The following is a 22,867-nucleotide window of genomic DNA, read 5'->3' as shown; positions in this document are numbered from 1 at the left end:
CGATGGAAAAATGATATCAACACTAAACTAATGCAAATTGTTGTGTTCGATGTTGTTTTTGCTGCTTTTTCAACCCTTTTGCATCTAACAGTTCAATATTAGCTTCTTTGGCAAAAATCCAAGCTTGGCTAGTAAACCCGGCATAACTCACAACAACTCCACTTTTGAAATCAGCTGACAACATTTGTTGAAACAAGGCTCTTATCTGGGTTATGTCAACTGATTTATCGTTGCGATGCAAATAAACAAGCTTTTCATCCTGACTGCTTTGTAAGCATTTAAACTCTGAACTAACACGAGATGAATGAAATAGCTTACCCTGTTGCTGCAAAAAATGTTCAGCATTTTTAATAAACTCCTGTTGCCGGTCTTTTGGTGTCAACATCTCGGATAAGGGTGCGCGTAAGCCAAAAAACTTTCTCTGATCATCCAACTCAAAAAATGCCATGACGTTGAATATTAGTGCAACAATGAACATTAAAACAAAAGTCCAAAGTACAAACGCTGACCAGAAGGCTGAAAGCACCCAGCTGTTATTACTTAACAGTAACGAGTGTTCTGCAAACAGTAAATAGACAGAACCAGCGATAATTCCCAGAGCGGTGCTCACAGATGAAATCAATAACCATTTATTTTTCATAACATCCTCAATACGCAATGCCGTTTGCTTGAGAATGATTATTCAGGATTAACGATTTTTTTCTTAATAAGAAGCTGATAAATGCGTTATAAAAGCCAGGGTAGTATTTTTTTTGTTCAGCTACAGTGTACTAAAGCGTCAATTGCAGATTTAAATTTGAAATCGAAATTATATTGGTTAATAAATCGATCGGCCAATACCCGGCGACGAATACCGCTATCTGCTATAAACGATACCTGAGTATTGAGCAATGACGTTGCTTGCTGGTAAAAACGTTGCCGGGTTACCATTAGCGGGCTGCAAAGATTAAACACCCCAGATGCCATTTTGTCTGAGCCTAAAATGTGCTCCAACGCCAATATAACATCATTTGCGTGTACCATATTTACCGCAGCATTTGGCTCCGAGAGTGTTTTACCAGCAACAAACCGCCCAGGATGACGGTCCAACCCCATTAAACCAGAGAGCCTAAGCGTTATACAAACCGGCTGTTTAAAAAGCGCTCGCTCACCCTCAGCCAACAGACGTACTCGGGGCAGAGCCAAATTCACCTCGCAGGTTTCATCCACTTCACCGGCCAAACCTTGATAAATGCCAGTTGAACTTAAGTGCACGACACCAATACTCCTGGCGTTAACCATTAACAATGCCAGATTCTGCAGTGCGCTGACGTATTGATTATCTTTATGTTGACGCCCCGGAGGGACAGCGCATATCACCAGAGCATCCGCGAAAACATCCGCAAGGTGACCGTTTAAGGAAAGTGGTTGATTTAAATCAAGAACCACCCCAGTTAACTGCTCAGGTAAGTGAGTTAATGCATCATGTGCCCGACGAGTGACATAAAGTTGATGTCCATTCGCTGCTAGTTTTGCGGCAATCTGCTGACCAAGCCAGCCATAACCAACAATAACAACTTTCACGCTGTCAGTTCCTTGTGCGGCAACACCGCATAGCGACCACTAAACTCTGCAGCCAATGTACCTGCTGAGTAAATCTGAACCCTGATTTGTTGTATCACTTTTCGCCCGTCGCCCAAGGCTTCTAAACTGCCCAAACAATTCTGCAGCACACAACAGGCTTCAGGTTCTGCCGTTACCGGTTTAAAATACTTGATGCTGCCATCTGCCAGCACTTGATTGCCCTGCAATCCCAACGCCCGCAGCTGTAAATACAACATTCCCCAACCCGTTAGGGTGGCTAAGGTATAAATACTACCCGCAAACATGGTTTGGTGAAGATTGATATTTGGCGCAAGCGGTGCCTGACAGCGCAATGCATTACCATCAAACTCTTTTATATTCAGCTGCATAAATACACTGAGTGGAATAGTTTCTTGCCAGGTTTTACTCAGTTCTTCACACCATTGTTGGTGCTGCTTTGCGCTCGTGCTTAGCCTAATTTTTTTCGCCATTTGCACATGCGGAATGCCAAACAAGCTAGCCGCATCCGCAACGCTGTGATAGCCATAGCGCAAATAAAAAGCGATGGCTGTATCTCGCGCATTTAGAGAAACATTAGCACAGCCCCATGCAACGGCTTGTGCTTCCAGAGCAGCGAGTATTCGGCTTCCTGCTCCTTTGCCCTGATACTCATGCGCTACAGCCATATAACGTACCTGTGCGGTCGTTTTATCTAGCTGATGTAAACGTCCTGCAGCCGCAATATCGCCTGCAGGATTAACAAGCATTAAATGGTAAGCAAACGAGTCCAATTCATCGCGTTCCGAGCCTTCAGGCTGATTCCAGGGCGCCCGCAGTATTTGCCAGCGTAGTTGATAATAGCGATGCCATTCTTGCTCACTTACTGGTGAGCGCACGTGCCAGTGGCGCATATTTTACTCCGACACTTAACTTTGCAATAAAAAGGTAACAGGGCCGTCGTTAATCAGGCTTACCTGCATGTCAGCGCCGAATTGTCCTGTGGCAACCTCTACACCAACAGCGCGGCAGCGCTCAACAAATTGCTGATAATATTGCTGTGCAACATCAGGTTGTGCCGCCGGCGTAAAGCTGGGCCGCAGTCCCGATTGCGTATCGGCTGCTAAAGTAAATTGTGATACAACTAGCAAACTCCCACCTGCCTGTTGCACGTTTAAGTTCATTTTGCCGTCAGCGTCAGAGAAAACCCGGTAATGGCAGACTTTATGTACTAATTTGCTAATATCAGCCTCATTGTCTTTTGCCTCAACGCCAAGCAGTACTAATAATCCTGGGCCAATTTCGCCAACTGTGCAGCCAGCAACATTGACCGATGCCTGCTTTACTCGTTGTATTAATGCTTTCATATTATTGTGTTTTCACTTTGTTAAAAGCGCCGCTTCGAATTACAAATCATTACTATCCTGCTCATCAGGCATGCGCTCCCCCCCCGTCGCGGCTAATTGTTGCAGCAGCGCCGTGAGCTCTGCACCCAACAGCACCACTATCCAGGATAAATATATCCACACGAACAAAATCGGCACCAGCGCCAGTGCGCCGTATATAGTGTCATAAGAGGGGAAATGAGTCACATAAAGTGCAAACCCCCGTTTTGACAGCTCAAACAACACCGTAGCCAAAAACGCGCCCGCCAGTGCATGCTTAGTTTGAACTTTGATATTCGGCACCACCAAATACAAGATATAAAATGCCAGCAACGACATGAGATAAGGTACTACGCCAAGCAACACGGTAGACAAGCCTGGGGTGTAGTCATCAGCAAAACGGGTTAGCCCAATCAGATACGAACTTAACGCGATGGAAGAGCCAAATAAAATAGGACCAAGCGTTAAAATCATCCAATAAATGGAGAATGAAATTATTGGACGCGGTCTTTTAGTGACACGCCAGATTTTATTCAGCGTTTTATCAATATTATGAATAAGCAGCAAGGCAACAAATACTAACGCCAAAATGCCTACTGTGGTCATCCCACCGGTATTGCCGATAAACTGGCTAATATAAGCTTGGATCTCATCACCTCGTGACGGGATAACATTAGCGTACACAAAAGATTCAATACTTTGACGATACTCATTAAATATCGGGAAAGCGCGTAACATCGAAAACATTACCGCAATGAATGGCACCAGAGACAACAACGAGATATAGGCTAAATAACCTGCGATCATGCTAACTTGATCCTGTTGGCACCGCTGAACATAGCACTGAAAAAAACGTTTAAGGTTTGCGAGGATTGCTTGCCACTCAGGGCGCATAACATTTCCTTTATATACAATAACAACTTGAGGATACAAGAAAAGCTGTAGCGCAACCAGCATATGCCGCTGCCAATAAATCGTTTCAATAAAAAAACCGGCAATTTGCCGGCTTTTTTATGCTTATACGATATTAAACGCCGCGGCTGGCACGCTTACGATCATTTTCAGTTAAATGACGCTTACGAATACGGATAGATTTAGGTGTAACTTCTACCAATTCGTCGTCATCAATAAACTCTAGTGCCTGCTCCAGCGCGTAGCGGATTGGTGGAACTAAGTTTATTGCTTCGTCAGTACCTGAGGCACGAACGTTAGTTAATTGCTTACCTTTTAGACAGTTAACCGTAAGGTCGTTACTGCGGCTATGAATACCAATAATCTGGCCTTCGTACACTTCTTCCGCATGACCGATGAACATGCGCCCCCGTTCTTGCAGTGAGAAAATGGCATAACCTGCCGCTTTACCCATAGCGTTTGAAATCATCACGCCGTTCATACGCTGGCCAATTGTACCGCCCTTGTGCGGGCCGTAATGATCGAAGCTATGATACATCAAGCCTGTACCTGAGGTGATAGTCATAAACTCGGTACGGAAACCAATTAAACCACGGCTAGGCATTAAGAAATCCATCCGGATCCGGCCTTTACCGTCTGGCTGCATGTTAGTCATTTCAGCCTTACGCTCGCCCATGCGCTCCATGATAGAACCCTGGTTTTGCTCTTCACAGTCAATGGTAACGTTTTCCATTGGTTCCATTTTCGCGCCATCAACCACTTTCATGATTACTTCAGGACGCGATACCGCTAATTCGAAGCCTTCACGACGCATGTTTTCAATTAATACGCCCAAGTGTAGTTCACCACGACCAGATACTTTAAATTTATCGCCGTCATCAGTTTCCTCAACGCGTAAAGCAACGTTGTGTTTTAATTCGTTGTTCAAACGCTCTAAAATCTGGCGTGACGTAACAAACTTACCCTCTTTACCTGCAAATGGAGAAGTATTAACCTGGAACGTCATTGTTACTGTTGGCTCATCAACCTGTAATGCAGGCAATGCTTCAACTTTGGTTGTAGCACAAATGGTGTCAGATATTTTCAGCTCACCTAAACCAGTGAACGCGACAATGTCACCCGCGCTGGCTTCATCAGTTTCAACACGCTCTAAACCAAGGTAGCCAAAAACCTGACCAACTTTACCGTTACGCTTAGAACCATCAGCACCAACAATAGTAACCTGCTGGTTTGGCTTTAGCGCGCCACGTTTGATTCGGCCGATACCGATAATACCCAGGTAGCTAGAGTAATCCAGCTGAGATACTTGCAACTGCGTTTCACCGTTAAGCTCAACTGCAGGTGGCGCAACGTGATCAACAATCGCCTGAAATAACTCAGTGATGTCTGTTTTTGGCTCGTTGTAATCTAACGTTGCCCAGCCATTTAACGCTGAAGCGTAAACAATTGGGAAATCTAACTGCTCGTCAGTGGCACCTAAGTTGTCGAAAAGATCAAATACTTGATCGATAACCCAATCCGGGCGAGCACCAGGACGGTCAATTTTGTTAACAACAACGATTGGCTTTAAACCGTGCGCGAACGCTTTTTGCGTTACAAAACGCGTTTGTGGCATTGGGCCGTCAACAGCGTCAACCAGCAATAATACCGAGTCAGCCATTGATAATACACGCTCAACTTCACCGCCGAAATCGGCGTGGCCTGGTGTATCCAAAATATTAATGTGGTAACCGTTCCAGCGCACCGAAGTATTCTTCGCCAGGATAGTTATACCGCGCTCAGATTCCTGTGCGTTCGAGTCCATCACACGCTCTTGTAACTTCGCGCGGGCGTCGAAGGTGCCAGACTGCTGCAGCAGTTTGTCAACCAAAGTGGTTTTACCATGGTCAACGTGCGCAATAATGGCAACGTTGCGCAGCTTGTCTAAATTTGTCGCAGTAACGCTCATGTAAACTATCCTCTGTGGCACTAGATGACCGTAATGACCACCAGGCAAAACTAACTCAAACTTAAGGGCGCATATTCTACTCTGTTTTTACATGGAAAGAAAAACAGCAACTGCACTTTCGGCAATTTTTTTTATCTAAAGGGAAAACAACATCTACACTTACACCTGCCAGCGGTGCACCACAAAGCGGCAACAGCGCACCACTTTGGTGCTTTAGGATGTTTTAATAAGTAAGCAACTTTAAATATGTCGTTAAATATCAATAATTTAAATGTTTGGCATGTATCTGGCATTTATTAGGGCAATACCGCTATATAAGTTCAAAACAGATTAATTGGAGGAATGCATGTCTGCATCATCTGTACTGAGTTTAATGAAAGAAAATGAAGTTAAATTTGTAGATTTACGCTTTACCGACACAAAAGGTAAAGAGCAGCACGTTACTGTTCCTGCGAATCAAATAAATGAAGACTTCTTTGAAGACGGCAAAATGTTTGATGGCTCTTCTATTACTGGTTGGAAAGGTATTAACGATTCAGACATGATCCTGATGCCAGATGCATCAACCGCTATTTTGGATCCGTTCTTTGAAGAAACTACTTTAAACATTACCTGTGACGTTATTGAACCCAGCACAATGCAAGGCTACGACCGTGACCCACGATCTATTGCAAAGCGTGCAGAAGAATATTTGAAATCTACTGGTATCGCCGACACTGTGCTATTTGGCCCAGAACCAGAGTTTTTTATGTTTGACGACATTCGCTTTGAAACAACAATGTCAGGTTCATTCTTCAAAATTAACTCTACTGAAGCGGCCTGGAACTCAGGTACTAGTTATGAAGATGGCAATAAAGGCCATCGTCCAAGCGTGAAAGGCGGATACTTTCCGCTGCCTCCGGTAGACTCAGGCCACGACATCCGCAGCGCGATGTGTATGGTACTGGAGGAGATGGGCCAAACTGTTGAAGCGCATCACCATGAAGTAGCAACAGCAGGTCAGAATGAAATTGCAACTAAGTTTAATAGCTTAACTAAAAAAGCAGATGAAGTTCAGCAGCTTAAATACGTTATTCACAACGTGGCACACTTGTACGGTAAGACAGTTACGTTTATGCCAAAACCACTTGTAGGTGATAACGGTTCAGGTATGCACTGTCACCAATCATTGGCAAAAGATGGCGTCAACCTGTTTGCCGGTGATAAGTATGCAGGTTTGTCAGAAATAGCGCTTTACTATATTGGCGGTATTATTAAGCATGCAAAAGCCATTAACGCTTTCACTAACCCCTCAACGAATTCATACAAACGTTTAGTGCCTCATTTTGAAGCACCGGTAATGTTGGCTTATTCAGCACGTAACCGTTCTGCATCTATCCGTATTCCTTTAGTGCCAAGTGCTAAAGCGCGTCGTATTGAATGCCGCTTCCCTGATCCTGCAGCTAACCCTTACCTGGCGTTTACTGCCCAGTTGATGGCCGGTTTGGACGGGATCCAAAACAAGATCCATCCAGGCGACGCCATGGATAAAGATTTGTACGACTTACCAGCGGAAGAAGCTGCAAACATTCCTCAAGTATCTACTTCGTTGGATGAAGCACTTAATGAGCTGGATAAACACCGTGCAATATTTACTAAAGGTGGCGTAATGTCTGATGCGATGATTGATGCATATATTGACATTAAACGCGCTGAAGCACGTCGAGTGGCAGTAGCTGTTCATCCATTAGAATTCGAATTGTACTACAGCGTATAAGCATTAATTATTGATAAAAGCTCACTAAGGTGAGCTTTTTTTTTGTAGAAAATTAACGCAAACCAAGCTAGAGTATAATTATGGAATAACAATAATAAAATAACGCGTAAACGGATAAGTGCATGAATAAAGTATTGTTTATTTTAATATTTTTACTAGCTATACCTTGTGCTCAGGCGCAAGAAGCAAAAAAAGTATTTGTTACCAGGGATGCTAACGGTGTTATGGTTTTTTCTGATAGCCCACAGGCTGGCGCTGAAGAAGTCTCTTTATCAAGTCGTGCAAACGTCATGGCTTCTACCGATGCAACACTACCTGGAAAAAAACAACCAGTAAAAGAGCCATTCACTGTTGAAATTGCTCAACCAGAAGAACAAGCAACCGTGCGAGATAATACGGGTTCAGTTTACGTAACGGGTAAAATTAGCCCAATGTTTGAACGTGGTTTGCGTGTACGCTTGCTTGTTGATGGTGTCGCCCAGGCTGAGCCACAAAGCAATGCTGTTTTTATTCTGCGAGATGTGGAGCGTGGCGAGCATAAACTACAAATGGAGCTTTTTGATCAAAACGGCAAGCTTATTGCAACAAGTCCTGTAACGACCTTCTATTTGCATAGAACCTCGGTAATCTCACCAAATTAGTGCGTATGCCATGCAATTCAGCCTAAACTGAATTACACTGCTCACCATGCGCACCAACTTGGTGCAAAAGGTGAGACAGTGACGCAACCTCCAATTGAAACAGCGCAATTATATGCGCATATTACAGAACAACTAACCACAGCAATTATGCTGTTGGATACTCAACTACGTATTCGTTATTTTAATACGGCTTGTTGCGCCGTGTTGAGTTTGGGTGAAAAACGGCTTTCAGAGCAATACTTCCCCGAGCTGTTTCAGCATATCGATATAACGGCGGCACATTTTCACAGCGCACTAAACAGTAAACAGGGTTTTGGTGTCAGCGACGTACAAGCTGTGCTTGCCGATGGTCGGCATTTATTACTCGATATTTCAGTTACCATTAGTGAAAATCCTTCTGAGCACCTGTTACTTGAAATACGCCATGTCGACCAGCAGCGTAAAATTAGTTTAGAAAGCCTGCAACAACATCAGCATCTGGCTGCGCGCGAACTCATTCGAGGGCTGGCTCATGAAATAAAAAATCCACTCGGTGGCTTGCGCGGTGCTGCACAATTATTGGAAGAGTCTTTACCTGACGATTTAAAGGAATACACCCAGCTAATCATTGCTCAGGCAGATCGATTGAGAAATTTAGTCGACCGTTTACTTGGCCCCTATAAACCTGCACAACGTGTCAGTAGTAATTTACATCAAATGATTGAGCAGGTACGCCAACTTGCATTAATGGATAATCACGGTTTAGTGCAGTTTAACCGTGACTACGACCCCAGTATTCCTGACTTTCCGTTTGATCCCGAGTTGCTCCAGCAAGCGTTGCTTAACATCGTGCGTAACGCACAATATGCTTTAGAGCAGACAGAACACGCAGTCATTAGCTTGCAAAGCCGCGTTTTACATCAGCACACCTTGCATGGCAAACGCTATAAGTTGGTGGCTTTAGTCCGTGTTATCGACAATGGCCCTGGCATTCCAAATGAGATTAAAGATACCTTATTTTACCCCATGGTGAGTGGCAAAGCCGGTGGTACCGGCCTTGGATTATCGATTGCTCAAACCCTTATTCATCAACATGGTGGCTGGATAGACTGTGACAGTTGGCCAGGCCACACCGAATTTACCTTATATCTGCCAATCGCAGACACGGAGGATTGAACTAATGAGTCATACCGTTTGGATTATCGATGACGACAATTCTATCCGCTGGGTTTTGGAAAAAGCACTGGCACGAGCGGATATTTTATGTGAGAGCTATGCGTCAGCGGATTTAATGTTACAGCGACTGGAATATGATCAACCGGCAGTAGTAGTTTCAGACATTCGTATGCCCGGCACTGATGGCATGGCATTACTCACCAAGTTACAGCAACTGGCGCCTGAACTTCCTGTCATTATAATGACAGCACATTCGGATCTGGATAGTGCGGTTAACGCGTTCAAACGCGGAGCTTTCGAGTACCTGCCTAAACCCTTTGATGTCAACGATGCGGTAGCTATTATCAGTCGCGCGTTGGAACATGCACAAGCCCGCCAGCCAAAACAAAAAGCCATTGCGCCTACACTGTCGCCAGAAATTATTGGCGAAGCTCCTGCAATGCAAGAAGTGTTTCGGGCTATTGGCCGCTTAGCTCGCTCAAGTATCAGCGTGTTAATCAATGGTCAGTCAGGTACAGGTAAAGAACTGGTTGCCGGCGCCCTGCACAAACATAGCCCGCGTGCAGAGCTTCCTTTTATTGCTCTAAACATGGCTGCAATACCTAAAGATTTAATTGAGTCGGAGTTATTCGGTCATGAAAAGGGTGCCTTTACTGGTGCAAATAACTTGCGCAAAGGTCGTTTTGAGCAAGCTGATGGCGGCACTTTGTTTTTGGATGAAATTGGCGACATGCCATTAGATGTGCAAACACGTTTGTTACGCGTGTTAGCAGACGGACAATTTTATCGCGTAGGTGGACATCAGGCGATTGGCGTTGATGTTCGTATTATCGCCGCTACGCACCAAAATTTAGAACAACTGGTCAGTGAAGGTAAGTTTCGCGAGGACTTATTTCACCGTCTCAATGTGATTAGGGTGCATTTACCACAGTTAAAAGAGCGCAAGCAAGATATTGCTAAACTCGCACAACATTTTCTGCTTCAGGCCGCCAAAGAGCTAAATGTTGAAGCCAAAACCTTAACAAAAGAAGCAGAGCAGTTTTTAAGCCAACTTGATTGGCCCGGAAATGTTAGGCAGTTGGAAAATACCTGTCGCTGGCTTACGGTTATGGCAAGCGGGAAACACATTCTGGTTACAGACCTTCCTCCTGAGCTTACTGCACCACCGAAATCCACGCCCATGCCTGCTAACGGCCGCGCTGGGAGCTGGCAAGATTTGCTGGCGTTATGGGTCAGCCATAAGCTCAATACCGGCGAAGAAAACATCTTAGCTGAGGCAGGCCCAGAGTTTGAACGCACCGTGCTGGAACAAGCGCTGAAGTTTACACATGGCCACAAGCAAGAAGCGGCTAAACGGCTAGGCTGGGGCCGAAATACACTCACTCGTAAACTTAAAGAGCTGGATATAGAATAGCGGGCTAGGCCCGCTATTTGGCGACTAAGAAGTTTCGTGTTGCCGCTGAGTTTTATTCTGCCTGCGTATTTGCTTTTGTTTTAGTTGCTCTTGCTGTTCTTCGGTTAACAACTGCACTATTTGATGTTGCAGTTTAAATGTCGCCAGACGCTTTTCAACTTGCTGTTGCTGAAGTTGCTGCAACAATTCCCGTGCAGCTAGCTCATCATATTGCTCTTCAAGTAATAAACGTTGAAGTGCCTGATGAGCTGCGAGTTCTTGCTGCTGTGGCTTAACCTCCTGACGATGCTGTTGCAGCAATTGTTTAATTTGTTCACGCTGGCTATCTGTCAGTTCTACCCCTGACAACATATGCTTTAACGAAACGTGCGGTTGGGCATCATGCCGCCCGCCTTTATGCTCGTGCGCCAAAGCCGCACCCGACAACGTCGTGGCAACAATCAAACTTACTGCACAAATTAACTTAGATACTTTCATAAGATACTCCCTCTGTTTAGACAACTTAAGGATAAAAGATCAATTGCAAAGCAGCGCAAAGGCCAGGTAAAGATTCCGTAAAGGTGTATTGCTGCGCACAGACATTGGGTAAACTTAGCGTAAATAAGGAGTGGTTATGCCTGCAATTCTGATGATAGATGACGACACTGGCCTATGCGACTTGGTGGCACAATATCTCGCACTCGATGGGTACCAGTTTACTGCCGCCCATGATGGGAAACATGGTCTGGAGCTAGCTCAAAACGGAGCGTTCGAACTTATCCTGCTCGATATCATGTTACCGGGTATGGACGGCTTGAGTGTGCTTAAAACATTGCGTGTAAACAATTACTGCCCAGTATTGATGTTGACAGCCCGGGGGGATGAAGTTGACCGAATAGTCGGGCTTGAACTGGGTGCAGATGATTATCTCGCAAAGCCGTTTAACCCCAGAGAATTAGTTGCACGTATTAAAGCGATACTGCGCCGAGTGGAGCTTACCCGAGAGCAACCGGCGGACCTAAATAGCGTACTGCATTTAAATGAGCTAGTACTCAACCCACATAATCGCCAACTATGCTGTAACGATGAAGTGATCAACCTGACTGCTACCGAATTTCAATTATTGGAAATGTTAATGCGTCGGGCCGGCGACGTTGTTAGCAAAGATGAATTAAGCCGGGCTGTGCTGGGGAAAAGGCTGCAAATGTACGACCGAAGTCTGGATATGCATATCAGCAATATTCGCAAGAAAATTGCCCCCTACAGCAGCCATGAGAAAATTCAAACCTTGCGTGGTACGGGTTATCTATTTATTCAAGGGGATGCATGAACTGGTTATTACGGCTAAATCCATTTCACTATCTGGCTGGCAGAATATTTCTCTGGTTTTGGCTGGTACTACTTATTGCGGTATTTGGCACTCTGGCATTGTCTCGTACCTTGGTAGAGCAAACAGAAATACGCCGTCTGCCACATAGTATTATTGAACAACTGCAGCATCAAATTCAGCCATTTTCCAGAAGCAAAAGCACTGGTGAATTGCTCGCCAAACTACAACAAGCTCAACCGGAACGTTGGTTGTTAGTCAATGCCGATAACAATACGGTGTTGACACCTGAACTGCTACCAGCAGATTTTGATCAACACTGGCTCACCGAGTTGTCGCTGCTTTCCAGGCCTCGCTGGCTGAAACACCATAATACATCGCTTGCCGGTCCATTTATGCTTAAAGTGGGAACTGATAACGTAGCCTTGTATCAAAAACGCCAACGCCCGCCTCAGCCCTGGTGGCGATTAAACCAAATACCCCAGCATGTTCTGTTGCTTATTACGCTTGTTATTTCTGCCGTTGCAAGTTTTGTTCTTGCGGTATCAATTTCGCGGCCTCTGCGAGAGCTATTGCAAAGCACGCTACAGCTAGCCGACGGTAAACTTGACAGCCGAGTAACCCATCTAAGCAAGCGTAAAGACGAGCTGGGACAACTTGGCATTAGCTTCAACACTATGGCGGAGCGCATCAGTACGCTACTGACTAACCAGCAGCGTTTGCTGCGCGATATTTCACATGAGCTAAGATCTCCGCTTGCACGTGCCCAACTTGCGTTGGGATTAACCGAAAGACAACAAACCCTGACGCAAATGCCCAGACTAAAGCAAGAGTTAGATCGGCTAGATTCGATGCTCGATGAGCTATTAACCTTTAGTAAGCTGGATGCAGGACAATATCAATTAGATAAACAACGGTTTGATTTAACTGAGTTACTCGCTGAAATAATTGATGTTAATCAGGTGGAAGCCGATGCGAAACAGCAAAGTATTGTGTTGAAGACAACAACACCTATAACGATTAGTGCTGACAGTCGCTTACTGGCAAGAGCAATAGAGAATGTGTTGCGAAATGCAATTAAATATAGTCCAGTACAAAGTATTATCAGTTGTCTGCTACAACAGCACGGGCAAGTGTTAGATATCACAATTTGCGATCAAGGGGCAGGAATTGCGCAAGAGCAACTGCACGCTATTTTTGAACCCTTCTATCGGGTATCTGATAGCCGTACTCCCGAAGCAGGCGGAACAGGGCTTGGGCTTGCCATTGTGGCGCAAATTATTCGCCAGCATGGAGGAAAGGTGAATGCAAGCAATCTTGACAAAGGTGGGCTTTGTATCAGTTTACAGTTACCAGTAAACTAGCCCGAACAATTAGCCCGCTCAGGTTTAAGCTTTTATGAAAAGTTCTGCTGTATTTCAGCCAATTAGTGCACGATTAGGCGATAGCGATATCGCCGGTCATTGGCAAACCGATCTAAAACTATTTTGGCAGAGCATGCAAAGCGGTGTGCTTATAAGTGCTGACAGGCTAACTTTGCAATACTATTTTTATCGGGTACCCAATGCACGTAACGCCATAGTCATTAGCAGTGGTCGTATGGAAATGGCACAAAAATATGCAGAGCTCAGTGCCGAGCTAGTTCACGCAGGTTACAGCGTGTTTATTATGGATCATCGTGGTCAAGGCTTGTCACAACGTGAACTGGCAAACCCTGATAAAGGCTATGTCAGCGACTTTAGCGTGTATCAACAGGATTTTGCCCAGTTTATCCATCAGGTCGTGTTGCCAAGTGAGCACCAAAACCACATTGCTTTGGGCCATTCTATGGGCTGCGCCATACTGGCAGGGTACCTGCAAACGCACCCTCACCCTTTTTGTGCCGCCATATTGGCCTCACCAATGTTCGGTATTTATACCGGTCTTGTGCCAGCAAGCCTTGCAGAAAGCCTAGCGCTCGCATTTGGTGCAATAAACAGAAATATAAGTCAGCAATCATGGTACTTTCCGGGGCAAGCTGATTACACGGAAAAAGCGTTTGCCAACAACCCGCTGACCAACTGTGAAGCACGCTATCACTGGACACAGCAACTGTATCGGGAACAGCCAAAATCACGTCTTGGTGGTGTTACTTCAACCTGGGTCTATGCTGCTGTTCACGCCATGCGGCAACTACAACGTGAGGCAGGAAATTGGCACCTGCCGGTACTCATTTTGCAAGCGGGAGCTGATAAAGTAGTGAGTAATTACGCACAAAATAAATGGTTTGAACAACTACATCCAGAAGTTTTGCACCATAAAGTTACCCTTCAGGATGCCAAGCACGAAATATTTATGGAACAAGACAACATTCGTCATGACGCAATAAACGCTATCAATAGCTTTCTGGCACAGCTGTCTTAGGCTAAGTGATTTGTTACAATGCACCTTCATCACTTTGGAGTTTTTATGCTGCATGTTGTCTTGTTTGAACCTGAAATACCGCCCAACACCGGAAATATTATCCGTTTATGCGCCAATACTGGCTACATGCTACATTTAATCGAGCCGCTAGGGTTTGCATGGGACGACAAACGCATTAAACGTGCCGGACTAGACTATCATGAATTTGCTCAGGTACAACGACATAAGAGTTTTGACGACTTTGTTACCAACGTGGCACCAAGCAGAATGTTTGCCTGTACAACTAAAGGCCACACTAAACATAGTGATGTACTCTACACTGCAGGAGACGCACTGATTTTTGGCCCTGAAAGCCGTGGTTTACCTTTAGAAGTGCTGCAACAATTACCACAGCCTCATTGGCTAAGGATCCCTATGACAGCAAATAGCCGTTCAATGAATTTATCCAATGCTGTTGCTGTTTTTGTATACGAATCATGGCGTCAGCTGGATTATGCTGGCGCGAGAGCTTGAAACGCTAATATCTTATTTGCATAAAAGCATTCAGTACAACTATATTTAAAGGCGTTGAACTAGATAACATGGATGTCGTTCACTATGCCACTGTCACGTTGGTTGCTTATTGCTGCTTCTTTTTTTTCTGTACCTTCTTTTGCCGATGCCGTTGATTTCGATGTGTATACAAGCTTACCATTTGCTGTACTCATCATTCTGGTGTTGTCGTTAACGTTATACAACCGAAAATTACAGCATCGTAATCAGCTAGTTATAGAACAACAGCAAACTCTACAAGGCTTCTTGCAACATTCAGATGATGCAATTGCTATCTTAGATCAAAATTTGTTGCCTATTTATATTAACCCACGGCTTGCCACATATTGCGGTACTGCAGTTACGCCAGCTAAAAGATTACCGTTATATTTAGATAAAGACGGCTCGCAATTACTGTTACCAAAACTTAATTTAACCGCAAACTGGCACGGAGAAGCCTGGTTGAAGACAGCAAATAGTGAAGCGAGCTCAATGCTATCAGTCGCGATAACACGACTTCAGCAAACGCCACCCAGTTATCTGCTTATAGGACGGGAACTTTGTTCATTGACCCAAACAGCCGGAGATACACAAAGCGGCAGCCTTCGTGATAATCAGACTGGCTTAATTAACCGAAATACCTTAAGTGAGTATCTGCACACCTGTGCTAGTTTTAGTAACAATCAAAATCCAACATTTGCTTTGCTATTACTGAAGTTCAATCAACTTTTGAACGCCGATGGCGTAAAACCTGTACTTTTTTTGTCAGATATCATTGCGGAACTTAGTCGTCAGCTGCAAAAAATCATCCCTGATGGTCATATACTTGCGCGATATAGCAACGACACTTTTGCTATCGTCATACCACCGCATCTATGCCATGTCCAATTGGAAGTCCAACTAAACAGGTTAACGCAAAAAATGCTTTTATTGCCGGCTAAGGTAACAGAAACCAGAAATAATATTTCATTACAACCGCTGATAGGGATTAGTATTTATCCGCTGGACGGCAAGGAACCTGCTGAACTTCTTTTAGCTGCAAGTACAGCGTTATCTAATATCGCAAGGTTAGGACACAGCGGCTTGCAATTTGCCAATAGCAAATTTCAGCAGCGGGCTCCTGAGTTCAGACTGCTAGAATTAGAGCTGAAGAAAGCCATGTTGCAAGGTGAATTTGACGTCTATTACCAACCACGAATGAGTATTGGTAGCAACAGGGTTATCGGCTACGAAGCGTTGTTACGCTGGCATAATCCCAAACGCGGTGTGTTGCTACCTCAGTACTTTATGGCGTTGGCGGACGAAACGGGAATGATCGCCGATTTAGATAAGTTAGTGTTTAAAAAGTGCTGTCAACAACTACAATATTGGCAAAAAACTGGGCTGGATAGAGGCAGAATTGCGCTAAATATTTCTAATTTCAGTTTCAGTCAACCTGACTTTGTATCAACACTCACTCAACAACTCAGCGTGACCGATCTAAAAGCTGAGCAATTTGAGCTTGAGCTGCACGAAGACATTTTACTGCAATCAGATGCAAATACCCTTAGTACACTGCAAAACCTAGCTAAAATCGGATTTCATCTAACATTGGATAATTTTGGTGCTGGCATTTCATCGTTGTCGGTATTACGTAATTACCCTTTACACAGCTTAAAGATTTCACCTGAATATATTCAGAACATGGAACACAATGAACAACAACGCAACCTCACAGCGACGTTAATTCGCCTTGCATCCTACTTACAGTTGGATGTCATTTCCACCGGCATAGAAAACGAAATGCAAGCGTACTTATTACATGTTATGGGATGTGACATTTTACAAGGGCACTTGTTTAGTAAAGCTCTGCCAGCAAGTGAGATCCCTGCTTTGCTGGCAAAAGAGAATAAACTGCTACGAAAGGCGATAAACTAAATTAATTAACTTCATCACGCTTTTCTCTACCAAGTAAATCTAATGCAGCTAATTTGACATCTTTACCTTGGTATAGCACCTGGTATATTTGTTCAGTTATTGGCATTTCAACGCCAACACGTTGCGCTAAATTAAACACTTCCTTGGCATTACGATAACCTTCCACAACCTGTCCAATACTCTGCATGGCAACATCGACGGCTTTCCCTTGCCCAAGCAGTAAACCAAAGCGACGATTGCGCGACTGATTATCAGTGCACGTGAGTACAAGGTCACCAAGTCCAGCCATTCCCATAAAAGTGTCTTTCTTAGCGCCCAATGCACAACCAAGCCGGCACATTTCGGTTAACCCCCGAGTAATTAATGCAGTACGAGCATTGGCACCAAAACCTATACCGTCTGCCATACCGGCACCAATAGCAATGACGTTTTTAACAGCACCACCAAGTTGCACACCTATAAAATCGGGGTTGGTATACACCCGGAAACTTTTGGCACAATGCAACAAGTCAGACAATTGCGTAATAAACTCAGCGTCAGTGGATGATAAAGAAATCGCAGTCGGCATCCCCATCGCCATTTCTTTAGCAAACGTAGGACCGGAAAATACCGCAAGCGATACCTCTTCACCCAGAATATCGCGTGCCACGTCCTGCAGCAAACGACCTGTCTCAGGCTCAAGTCCTTTTGTAGCCCAGGCTACACGGGCATTTTTAGATAAGTAAGGTTTAATTTGAACTAAGGTTTCAGCAAATGCATGGCTGGGTACTACCAACAAAATATCACGACTGCTACCGACGGTTTCTGCAAGGTCAGCACTAACCTGTAGCGAATCAGGTAATACAATATCTGGTAAGTATTTTTGATTAAGACGCTGCTGCGCCATCTGTACCATATCTTGCTCGTTGCGGCCCCACAAGCTTATCGTATTTCCGTTTCTGGCGAGGCAAATAGCAAGGGCAGTTCCATAGGAGCCTGCCCCTATTACAGCGATAGCTGAAGGCAGCATCGCTTACGCGTCTGCCTTAACGCCTTGTGCATCAGCCTGACGCTGCTGAACGTACTGCGCAAATAATGCATCAAAGTTAACTGGTGACAAATTCAATTGTGGGAAGGTACCGCGATTAACTAAATTAGACACCGCTTCACGTGCATATGGAAACAGGGTGTTTGGACAAAATGACGCCAGCACATGAGCCAATTGCGCGTCTTCCAAAGCTCCGATTGAGAATATGCCAGCTTGCTGCACTTCACACAAGAACGCTGTCTCGCCTTCAACTGTTGTGGTAACTGTCAATGACAGTATCACCTGATACACATTTTCTTCAAGCTTTTCACTGCGTGTATCTAAATCCAGCTTAACTTCCGGTTTCCATTCTTTGCGAAATATTGCCGGAGCATTAGGCGCTTCAAAGGAAATATCTTTAACAAAAATGCGTTGTATTGCGAATTGTAAACCTTGCTGCTCCGTTGCAACGCCGTTTGCTTGTTGTTCGGCCATGATAATACCTACTGTAATTATAAATTTAATAAAGGATCGAGTTGTCCATTGGCATCTAGAGATAACATATCGTCACAACCACCAATATGGCGTGAACCGACAAATATTTGCGGTACGGTACTTTTTCCACCGGCTAGCGCTATCATTTCTGGGCGTAGCTCAGGCTGCTCGTCAATACGAATTTCATGATAGCCAACACCTTTAGAATCCAATACGTGCTTTGCGCGCACACAATAAGGACAATAGGCTTTAGTGTAAATAGTCACTTTCGACATCATTACCTCTTTGATTTTACAACTGGCAAGCTGGCACCGGTCCAACTACTCATCCCGCCCTGAAGAACGGATACCGTGCTAAAACCTTGCTTTAGCAAACTGTTTGCCGCTTTTTGAGCAGACATGCCAGCCTGGCATACAATGATAATGGGTTCAGCTTTACACTTTTCAAGGCCAGCCAGTTGCTGTTTTTCAATATCCGCTATTGGTATATGCCGAGCCGCGGTAATGTGGCCCTTGTTGAAGTCTGCTTCTGCTCTAATATCAACCACTACAGCGTTAAGCCGATTAACCTGTAAAGTTAACTCCGTTGGACTGACTTGTTTAATAGCAGAAAACTGTGATTTCAGCCAACTGCCTATTAACATGACGAATAACACCACCCAGACCGCGCTTAAGATCGGATGATTCGTTAAGAACTCTATATACTGCTGCATATTCTCTCTGCTTCTGGCTCATAAATTACCAGCGCTGAGTATACTCAGTTTCATTACATAAAGCAGCCCTGAATGGGCTTACGTATTCTAACAGGGCTGGAGAATTGTGCAGATTTCGGTAAGATAGCAACTCAATTTTGCCTACTCATATATCAATGGAGTTTACATGACCAGTCGCAAAAAACCTTTGGTGTTATTAATTCTGGATGGCTGGGGCTATCGGGAAGATGTCAGCAATAATGCGATTGCACAAGCCAATACGCCGGTGATGGATAAGCTGTGGCAAACCTGCCCACATAGTTTAATTTCAGGTTCTGGACTTGATGTAGGCTTACCTGATGGGCAAATGGGCAATTCTGAAGTCGGTCATGTTAATTTGGGCTCTGGTAGGGTGGTATATCAGGACTTTACCCGCATTACCAAAGCGATAGATGATGGAGACTTTTTTAGCAATCCAGTGCTACTTGACGCCGTATCAAAAACCAAAAAACAACATACAGCTTTACACATTATGGGTCTGTTGTCCGCTGGCGGTGTACACAGTCATGAAGACCATTTATTAGCGATGATAAAGTTGGCGGAACAACAAGGTGCGGAAAAAATATACTTGCATGCGTTTTTAGATGGCCGTGACACACCGCCTCGCAGCGCCAAAGCCTCTTTGGAGAAAATTCAAGCGCATTTTAATCAAACCGGCAGTGGACAAATTGCATCCGTTATTGGCCGGTATTTTGCTATGGATCGTGACAAACGTTGGGATCGAGTGCAACAAGCGTATGACCTGCTAACGCAAGGCACTTCACAGTTTCAGGCTGCTGATGCGATCCAGGCTGTTGAAATGGCGTATCAGCGTGATGAAAACGACGAATTTGTTAAAGCCACAGCCATCGTTGCTGCCGACGGTTCTCCTGTTCAGATGCATGATGGCGACGCACTCATTTTCATGAATTTCCGTGCCGATCGCGCCCGTCAGTTAACTCGTACATTTGTTAACGATGCTTTTGATGGTTTTAGTCGTAAGCGCCGTCCGGCCCTAAGTAGCTTTGTAATGTTGACAGAATATGCCGCGGATATAAAAGCGCCCTGTGCTTTTCCTGCTCACAGTCTAGACAATGTGCTAGGGGAATGGCTGGCTAAACATAAAAAAACTCAACTTCGCATTTCTGAAACCGAAAAATATGCTCACGTCACATTCTTTTTTAGCGGGGGGCGTGAACAATTGTTTGAAGGTGAACAACGTATTTTAGTTGACTCTCCTAAAGTCGCAACTTACGACTTACAACCGGAAATGAACTCAACAGAACTGACTGATAAACTGGTTGACGCTATTCACGGCGGTAGTTTTGACGTGATTATCTGTAACTACCCTAACGGTGATATGGTTGGTCATACCGGCGTAATGAGTGCAGCCATTCGGGCAGTTGAGGCAGTAGATCATTGTATTGGTCGTGTCGTTGACGCATTACAGCAGGTAGGTGGTGAATGCCTTATTACTGCAGATCATGGCAATGCTGAAATGATGCAAGATCCTACATCAGGCCAAGCTCATACTGCACATACTAGCGGCCCTGTACCCTTGATTTATGTTGGCCGGCCGGTAACAGTAAAAGATGGCGGTATTTTAAGTGATATTGCACCAACCATGTTACATCTGATGGGATTGCCCATTCCCGATGAAATGACGGGTAAAATCTTAATGCAGTGCCAATAAATGCATCTAATATCAACTACGTCGCTGCTGGCGCTCGTTTTGGGTGCATTGCTAATGCCACTAGAGACAAATGCACAGCAGCGCGATAAAGAGTTAGCTGATATTAAGCAACAAATTCAGTTAACCGAACAACAGGTCCAAACACAAAAAAAACAGCTGCTCAAAGCAGAGCAACAACTTCAGCAATCAGACAAGGCGTTCGCTGAAGCATCAGCTAATACCCTCCGTACAGAGCAAGAGCGACAAGCGCTCACAGCTCGAGAGCAGCAATTACTTAATCAACAGAAAACACTTGAATCGCAATTATTTCAACAGCAGAAGTTACTCGGGTCGCAATTAAAAAGTGCCTACAGCCTTGGTCAGCATGATTACAGTAGAATGCTGCTCAACCAGCAAGATGCTGGCAAACTAGAGCGGGTATTAAGCTATTACCAGTACTTCAACCGAGCCAGAATGCAACAACTGACAGAGCTCAATAGTACCATCTCGCAACTGGAATTAGTGCTGGCCGAACTTTCGGATAAACAGCAGCAACTGGCCGTGCTTCTGCTGACGTTACAACAACAACAGCAACAGTTAACTGCGGCAAAGAATGAGCAAAAACTCGCCGTGTCACGCCTACAAGATACCTTGCAGCAACAAGGGCGCCAGCTCGACTACTTGCGCCAAAATGAAGCGAGCTTGCAAGCTACGCTGGACAAGCTGAAAAAATTGGCAGAAAAAACCCGAGAGTTAGCAGGGTTAGACCGACAAAAAGGCCAGTTAGCCTGGCCGGTGACCGGTAGCTTGTTACAGCGATTTGGAGAGAACCGACAAGGCGGTATTTCTTCACGCGGCATTTTGATTCAGGCAAAAGAAGGCGGAGACGTTACCGCTATTGCTGATGGTCAGGTTATCTATGCTGACTGGCTCAAAGGCTACGGTTGGGTTATCGTCCTTGACCATGGTGCAGGTTTTATGAGTTTGTATGGTCATAACCAAAACCTGCTTAAACAGCCAGGAACAACCATTACTGCGGGTGAAACAATCGCTTTGGCTGGTATGAGTGGAGGACAGGCGTCAGCCGGTTTGTATTTTGAAATCAGAAATAAAGGCGAAGCGGTAAATCCGTTACAATGGCTGGCACAGATAAAGCGTTAAAAAATTAATGTAATGCAGCGCTGTTGCGCATATAATTTTTCAATAATTTTCGAAATCCAATTTGGCACACAAGAGAATAATAATAACGTGCGACAATTACTTACACTTAGTCTTAGTCTGCTAATATTGGCTACACAAGCGATGGCAGACACACCACGCATCGCCATTATTATCGATGACATTGGCTATCAAAAAGCTGATTTAGAGCTTATAGACTTGCCATTTGCCCTTACATTTGCAGTACTACCACACACTCCTTATGGCCAACGTGCGGCCCGTCACGCGTTTCAGTTGCATAAAGATGTAATGTTACATATGCCGATGCAACCCGCCAATGACAGAAAGCCCGGACTTGGGGCATTAACTAGTGACATGTCTAAGCAACAGGTACATAAAACGCTGCAATTAGCTTTGGCAGATATTCCGTATGCGGTGGGGATAAATAATCATATGGGCAGCTTTTACACCGAGCAAGAACAACCCATGGCCTGGACGATGGAGTATTTAAGCAAAAGACATTTATTTTTCGTTGATAGCCTCACAACCGCACATAGCAAAGCGGGAAAATATGCCCGTCAATTTGGTGTGACAAATTTAAGTCGTCAAGTATTTCTAGACAACGTTCAAGATGAAACGGCTATAGCTAAGCAGTTTGACACTTTACTGCGTATCGCAAAAAAACGTCAAAGTGCTATAGCAATTGCCCACCCGTATCCGGAAACCTATAAGTTCCTACGAAAAAATCTGCCGAAGCTTAAAGAGCAAGGTATTGTGCTGGTAGGCATTACCCAATTGCTGCCGCAACATCATGATGTTGTGGCTGCAGGGTTCACAGCACCAGCGGTATCTGCACCGCAATAAAAAACCTGCCAACG

The 22,867-nt window shown here is 44.7% G+C and carries 23 protein-coding genes; 12 read left to right on the top strand and 11 right to left on the bottom strand.

Annotated features, from left to right (window positions below; all coding sequences use genetic code 11):
* Positions 1–22: 22 nt before the first annotated feature.
* The 6 genes from H595_RS0105385 to typA all read right to left on the bottom strand — a co-directional run bounded on the left by H595_RS0105385 (position 23) and on the right by typA (position 5,805).
* Positions 23–640, bottom strand: coding sequence for a restriction endonuclease (locus H595_RS0105385; protein WP_027670284.1), 618 nt, complete (start codon positions 638–640; stop codon positions 23–25).
* A 116-nt stretch (positions 641–756) separates the two neighbouring features.
* Positions 757–1,563: an NAD-dependent epimerase/dehydratase family protein gene (locus H595_RS21655; RefSeq protein ID WP_051219742.1), complete on the bottom strand. Its 807-nt coding sequence runs from the start codon at positions 1,561–1,563 to the stop codon at positions 757–759.
* Positions 1,560–2,474: a bifunctional GNAT family N-acetyltransferase/hotdog fold thioesterase gene (locus H595_RS0105375; protein WP_027670283.1), complete on the bottom strand. Its 915-nt coding sequence runs from the start codon at positions 2,472–2,474 to the stop codon at positions 1,560–1,562. Before H595_RS0105375 ends, H595_RS21655 begins: the two co-directional genes overlap by 4 nt.
* A 15-nt stretch (positions 2,475–2,489) precedes the next feature.
* Positions 2,490–2,927: a D-aminoacyl-tRNA deacylase gene (gene dtd / locus H595_RS0105370; protein WP_027670282.1), complete on the bottom strand. Its 438-nt coding sequence runs from the start codon at positions 2,925–2,927 to the stop codon at positions 2,490–2,492.
* 39 nt (positions 2,928–2,966) lie between these two features.
* Positions 2,967–3,839 carry a virulence factor BrkB family protein gene (locus H595_RS21650; RefSeq protein ID WP_051219746.1) on the bottom strand — a complete coding sequence of 291 codons (873 nt, stop codon included), beginning with the start codon at positions 3,837–3,839 and terminating at the stop codon, positions 2,967–2,969.
* A 133-nt stretch (positions 3,840–3,972) separates the two neighbouring features.
* On the bottom strand, positions 3,973–5,805 hold the full coding sequence (gene typA / locus H595_RS0105360) for a translational GTPase TypA (RefSeq protein WP_027670281.1): 1,833 nt from the start codon (positions 5,803–5,805) through the stop codon (positions 3,973–3,975).
* A gap of 346 nt (positions 5,806–6,151) precedes the next feature.
* Here typA and glnA point away from each other — a divergent pair, with 346 nt between their 5' ends.
* The 4 genes from glnA to glnG all read left to right on the top strand — a co-directional run bounded on the left by glnA (position 6,152) and on the right by glnG (position 10,771).
* Positions 6,152–7,561 carry a glutamate--ammonia ligase gene (gene glnA / locus H595_RS0105355; RefSeq protein ID WP_027670280.1) on the top strand — a complete coding sequence of 470 codons (1,410 nt, stop codon included), beginning with the start codon at positions 6,152–6,154 and terminating at the stop codon, positions 7,559–7,561.
* 122 nt (positions 7,562–7,683) lie between these two features.
* Positions 7,684–8,202, top strand: coding sequence for a DUF4124 domain-containing protein (locus H595_RS0105350; RefSeq protein WP_027670279.1), 519 nt, complete (start codon positions 7,684–7,686; stop codon positions 8,200–8,202).
* A 78-nt stretch (positions 8,203–8,280) separates the two neighbouring features.
* Positions 8,281–9,357 carry a nitrogen regulation protein NR(II) gene (gene glnL / locus H595_RS0105345; protein ID WP_156885923.1) on the top strand — a complete coding sequence of 359 codons (1,077 nt, stop codon included), beginning with the start codon at positions 8,281–8,283 and terminating at the stop codon, positions 9,355–9,357.
* 4 nt (positions 9,358–9,361) lie between these two features.
* Positions 9,362–10,771, top strand: coding sequence for a nitrogen regulation protein NR(I) (glnG, locus tag H595_RS0105340; protein ID WP_027670277.1), 1,410 nt, complete (start codon positions 9,362–9,364; stop codon positions 10,769–10,771).
* A gap of 24 nt (positions 10,772–10,795) precedes the next feature.
* On the opposite strand, the gene H595_RS21645 is transcribed toward glnG, so the two are convergent.
* Positions 10,796–11,248, bottom strand: coding sequence for a Spy/CpxP family protein refolding chaperone (locus H595_RS21645; protein ID WP_051219741.1), 453 nt, complete (start codon positions 11,246–11,248; stop codon positions 10,796–10,798).
* Between the two features lie 136 nt (positions 11,249–11,384).
* Between H595_RS21645 and H595_RS0105330 the strand changes: the two genes are divergently transcribed.
* From H595_RS0105330 to H595_RS0105310, 5 genes are all read left to right on the top strand, one after another.
* Positions 11,385–12,080, top strand: coding sequence for a response regulator transcription factor (locus H595_RS0105330; protein WP_027670276.1), 696 nt, complete (start codon positions 11,385–11,387; stop codon positions 12,078–12,080).
* Positions 12,077–13,441, top strand: a complete 1,365-nt coding sequence (locus H595_RS0105325) for an ATP-binding protein (RefSeq protein WP_027670275.1) — start codon at positions 12,077–12,079, stop codon at positions 13,439–13,441. Before H595_RS0105330 ends, H595_RS0105325 begins: the two co-directional genes overlap by 4 nt.
* 34 nt (positions 13,442–13,475) lie before the next feature.
* Positions 13,476–14,480, top strand: a complete 1,005-nt coding sequence (locus H595_RS0105320; RefSeq protein WP_051219740.1) for an alpha/beta fold hydrolase — start codon at positions 13,476–13,478, stop codon at positions 14,478–14,480.
* 45 nt (positions 14,481–14,525) lie between these two features.
* Positions 14,526–14,993, top strand: a complete 468-nt coding sequence (gene trmL, locus H595_RS0105315) for a tRNA (uridine(34)/cytosine(34)/5-carboxymethylaminomethyluridine(34)-2'-O)-methyltransferase TrmL (protein ID WP_027670273.1) — start codon at positions 14,526–14,528, stop codon at positions 14,991–14,993.
* 84 nt (positions 14,994–15,077) lie between these two features.
* Positions 15,078–16,928, top strand: coding sequence for a putative bifunctional diguanylate cyclase/phosphodiesterase (locus H595_RS0105310; protein ID WP_051219739.1), 1,851 nt, complete (start codon positions 15,078–15,080; stop codon positions 16,926–16,928).
* A 1-nt stretch (position 16,929) separates the two neighbouring features.
* Here the strand turns inward: H595_RS0105310 and gpsA are convergent, their stop codons facing one another.
* The 4 genes from gpsA to H595_RS0105290 are packed head-to-tail and all read right to left on the bottom strand — an operon-like array spanning position 16,930 to position 19,141.
* Positions 16,930–17,937, bottom strand: a complete 1,008-nt coding sequence (gene gpsA / locus H595_RS0105305) for an NAD(P)H-dependent glycerol-3-phosphate dehydrogenase (RefSeq protein ID WP_027670271.1) — start codon at positions 17,935–17,937, stop codon at positions 16,930–16,932.
* A 3-nt stretch (positions 17,938–17,940) separates the two neighbouring features.
* On the bottom strand, positions 17,941–18,429 hold the full coding sequence (gene secB / locus H595_RS0105300) for a protein-export chaperone SecB (protein ID WP_027670270.1): 489 nt from the start codon (positions 18,427–18,429) through the stop codon (positions 17,941–17,943).
* Between the two features lie 17 nt (positions 18,430–18,446).
* Complete coding sequence (gene grxC / locus H595_RS0105295; protein WP_027670269.1) at positions 18,447–18,704, bottom strand: glutaredoxin 3; 258 nt, start codon at positions 18,702–18,704, stop codon at positions 18,447–18,449.
* Between the two features lie 2 nt (positions 18,705–18,706).
* Positions 18,707–19,141, bottom strand: a complete 435-nt coding sequence (locus H595_RS0105290) for a rhodanese-like domain-containing protein (protein WP_027670268.1) — start codon at positions 19,139–19,141, stop codon at positions 18,707–18,709.
* Positions 19,142–19,307: 166 nt separating this feature from the next.
* On the opposite strand from H595_RS0105290, the gene gpmM reads away from it, so the two are divergent.
* The 3 genes from gpmM to H595_RS0105275 all read left to right on the top strand — a co-directional run bounded on the left by gpmM (position 19,308) and on the right by H595_RS0105275 (position 22,853).
* The gene (gene gpmM / locus H595_RS0105285; protein ID WP_027670267.1) at positions 19,308–20,852 is read left to right on the top strand and encodes a 2,3-bisphosphoglycerate-independent phosphoglycerate mutase; all 1,545 of its coding nucleotides are present in this window, start codon (positions 19,308–19,310) and stop codon (positions 20,850–20,852) included.
* Positions 20,853–21,992 carry a murein hydrolase activator EnvC family protein gene (locus H595_RS0105280; RefSeq protein WP_027670266.1) on the top strand — a complete coding sequence of 380 codons (1,140 nt, stop codon included), beginning with the start codon at positions 20,853–20,855 and terminating at the stop codon, positions 21,990–21,992. It begins immediately after the preceding gene.
* An 87-nt stretch (positions 21,993–22,079) separates the two neighbouring features.
* Positions 22,080–22,853, top strand: a complete 774-nt coding sequence (locus H595_RS0105275; protein WP_027670265.1) for a divergent polysaccharide deacetylase family protein — start codon at positions 22,080–22,082, stop codon at positions 22,851–22,853.
* The last annotated feature ends 14 nt before the right edge of the window (positions 22,854–22,867 follow it).

This window comes from Rheinheimera baltica DSM 14885 (genome assembly GCF_000425345.1).
Classification (GTDB): Bacteria; Pseudomonadota; Gammaproteobacteria; order Enterobacterales; family Alteromonadaceae; genus Alishewanella; species Alishewanella baltica.
This window is presented reverse-complemented; position numbering and strand designations above follow the sequence as displayed.